This is a genomic window from Streptomyces sp. SID11385 (genome assembly GCF_010548245.1).
In the GTDB taxonomy this organism is placed as follows: Bacteria; Actinomycetota; Actinomycetes; order Streptomycetales; family Streptomycetaceae; genus Streptomyces.
In genome coordinates this window covers 1-2631 of the sequence record NZ_JAAGLR010000085.1, presented here as the reverse complement: position 1 = coordinate 2631, position 2631 = coordinate 1, and the positions used below count along the sequence as shown (strand labels likewise).

General features: G+C 74.7%; 2 protein-coding genes and 2 pseudogenes. 2 read left to right on the top strand and 2 right to left on the bottom strand.

Annotated features, from left to right (window positions below; genetic code table 11):
- Nucleotides 1-828 (bottom strand): annotated as a pseudogene (locus tag G3I42_RS03070) (HEAT repeat domain-containing protein); the annotation flags it as partial.
- 494 nt (nt 829-1322) lie between these two features.
- The gene (locus tag G3I42_RS03065) at nt 1323-1757 is read right to left on the bottom strand and encodes an ankyrin repeat domain-containing protein (RefSeq protein WP_164282304.1); all 435 of its coding nucleotides are present in this window, start codon (nt 1755-1757) and stop codon (nt 1323-1325) included.
- 321 nt (nt 1758-2078) lie between these two features.
- Here G3I42_RS03065 and G3I42_RS03060 point away from each other — a divergent pair, with 321 nt between their 5' ends.
- Nucleotides 2079-2273 (top strand): hypothetical protein, encoded by a 195-nt coding sequence (locus G3I42_RS03060; RefSeq protein WP_037871955.1) that lies wholly within the window; start codon nt 2079-2081, stop codon nt 2271-2273.
- 127 nt (nt 2274-2400) lie between these two features.
- Nucleotides 2401-2631, top strand: a pseudogene (locus G3I42_RS03055) (hypothetical protein); the annotation flags it as partial.

Sequence of the window (2631 nt, the reverse complement as noted above, 5' to 3'; positions counted from 1 at the left end):
GCTGTCGCGCAGGTGGCGCAGCGCGGCGAGGCGTGGCGCGTCGGCGCCCTCGCGGGCGGTGGCGAGGAGCAGTTGGCGGTCCTCGGGTCCGGCGACGGCGGCGAGGCAGCGGGCGGCCGGGGCGTGCAGGTCGGTCCCGTTCTCCTCCAGGCCGCGCCGGGCCCAGTCGAGGATGTCGGGGACGCTCCAGCCGGGCCGGGGCCCGGTGGGGGCCAGTTGTCGCTGCCAGCGGTCGAAGGAGCCGCGTTCGAGGGCGGCGCGGACGCGCTCCGCGTGCGGGGAGCCGGGGTCGCAGGCCCACAAGTGCCAGGGGCGCGGCTCGTAGGCGCCGCGCGCGGCGGCGGTGAGTTCGGCCTCGCCCTCGGGGGTCTCGGGGAAGCGGGCGAGCACGGGCGCGGCGAGGGCGCGCAGGGCGCGGTCGTCCTCGCGGACGGCGAGTTCGTCGAGCGCCCAGGCCCAGTTGGCGCCGTCGGCCACGTACCGGCGCAGCAGGGCGAGGGCCTCGGGGCGTCCGTAGGAGCCGAGGTGGCCGAGCACCGCGAGGGCGAGTCCGGTGCGGGACTCCTCGGGGTCGAGGAGGTCGTCGGCGCCGAAGAGGTGGTCCTCGATGCCGTCGAGCGGGCCGTCGAGTTCGCGGTAGAGGCGTGCGTAGTAGAGGGAGCGGTTCTCCAAGTGCCAGTCGCCGCGCGGGTCCTGGCGGACGCACGTGTCGAGGGCCGCGAGCGCTTCCTCGCGGGGGGCGGTGAGGGCGTGCAGGGTGCCGTCGCCGCGCCCGCGCTGGAGCAGGCCGAGCAGGGTACCGCTGGGCGCTATGACCGGATCGAACATGACAGGGGCCTCACATCAAGCTGTGGGTACGAACGGGGGGCGGACGGTCACCTGTGGCGCCGACACGTCCGTGGACCCGTCGTGTGCCGCTTGCGCTGAGCCATCTTCCTCTGCCTCTCGATCGGTGGCCCGGGGCGGGCCTTTGCACGGCCCGGGCGGTGGGCCACTTCTTCCCGTGGCGTCCGGACCCGAACCATGTGGCCATGATGGCGCAGGCGTCGATGCTCAGGCGAGCACATTTACGGCGGGGGGACAAAACGCGCGGAAGCACCCTCTGATTCGGGGCGTTCGCGCAGGTGGGAGCGGTGGCGCGGGCGTTGACACGGGGCCGTGCGCGGGGCCCGGAGGGGGTGGCTCCGGCGGGGGCGGGCGTCTCATGTGTCACGCGGGCCGCACCCGTGACGCCGGCGCGCGTCACGCCCGGCCCGCCCGCGACGCCGGAGCGCGCCCGCACCTCCGGACCGCTCCGACGCCTCCGGACCGCTCCGAAGCCGCTAGACCGCTCCGAAGCGGGCGAGGAGTGCGGGCTTCTCGAAGATCCTGGCCGTGTCGACGGCCGAGGGGCTGCCCGCGCGGGGGTCGGCGCCGGCCGCGAGGAGCGCCTCCATCACCTCGTCCTCGCCCTTGAAGACCGCGCCCGCGAGCGGGGTCTGGTGGCGGTCGTTGGGGCGGTCGGGCTCGGCGCCGCGCTCCAGGAGGGCGCGGACCGTCCCGGCGTGGCCGTGGTAGGCGGCGAGCATGAGGAGCGTGTCGCCCTTGTCGTTGGCGAGGTTCACCGGGACGCCCGCGTCGACGTAGGCGGCGAGGGCGTCCGCGTCGCCGGAGCGGGCGAGGCCGAAGAGGCGCGTGGCGAGTTCCACGACCTCGGCGTCGGGGGTCTCGGCGGGCTCCGGCTGCTCGCCCTGGGTCGTTCCGGGAGTGGGGTTCACGGGATGGCCGCCTTGCGGGAGGGGGAGGGGACAGGGCAGCTCACCCGGCCCGGCGGCCCTGCCGCCGTCCGGGTGAATCGCCAGCGTACTGCCCTCAGGCGTACAAGGGCCGGGGGGCGCCGGGCAAAGATCGACGCGGACCGGCGAGGCGTGCGATCCGGGGGCGGGGAGAGGTTTCGCGGGGGCCGGGGCGGGGGGAGCCACGCACGACATAAAGACGAAATGAGCGCTTGATCACTCATTTGCACCTTTTGTCGTATAGATACATGCTGTGAGCCTGGAAGAACTCATGGTGACTGTCCCCTCAACCAGGAGAACCTCATGATCCTGTCCATCTCCGGCGTCATCCTGCTCGGCATCATCGTCTTCCTCTTCTGCCGGAAGGACGGCCTGAAGCCGCTGCACATGGTCGTGTGCGCCCTCTTCGGCTTCTACCTCGCCGGTACGGCGATCGCCCCGAGCATCAAGGCCGGGGGCGCGAGCCTCGCCTCGCTCCTCGGCGGCCTGAAGTTCTGAGGGCGCCGCGCCCGATCCCGCACGCCGGGGCCCAGGTCCCGGCGTGTTCCCCGTGCGCGGCGCCGCGCGCGGCCCCCGCCCGTGCGCGGGCCCGGCAGCTTTTCGTACGACTCTCCAGGAGACCGACGTGGCACGGCGACCACTCCCCCGCATCCTCCGTGACGGCGGCGCGTCCCTCGCGCGCGGCCGGGACCTGGCGCGTTCGGCGGCGGACGGCGCCTCCGACGTGCTGCGTCCCCTGATCATCCTGGCCCGGGGCCTGGTACGGCTCCTCGGCGCGGGGCGGCGCCGGTGGGCCGCTACGCCCAGGGAGCGGCGCGGGGCGCTGCTCTTCCTCGCCGCCGCGGCCGTGCTCGCC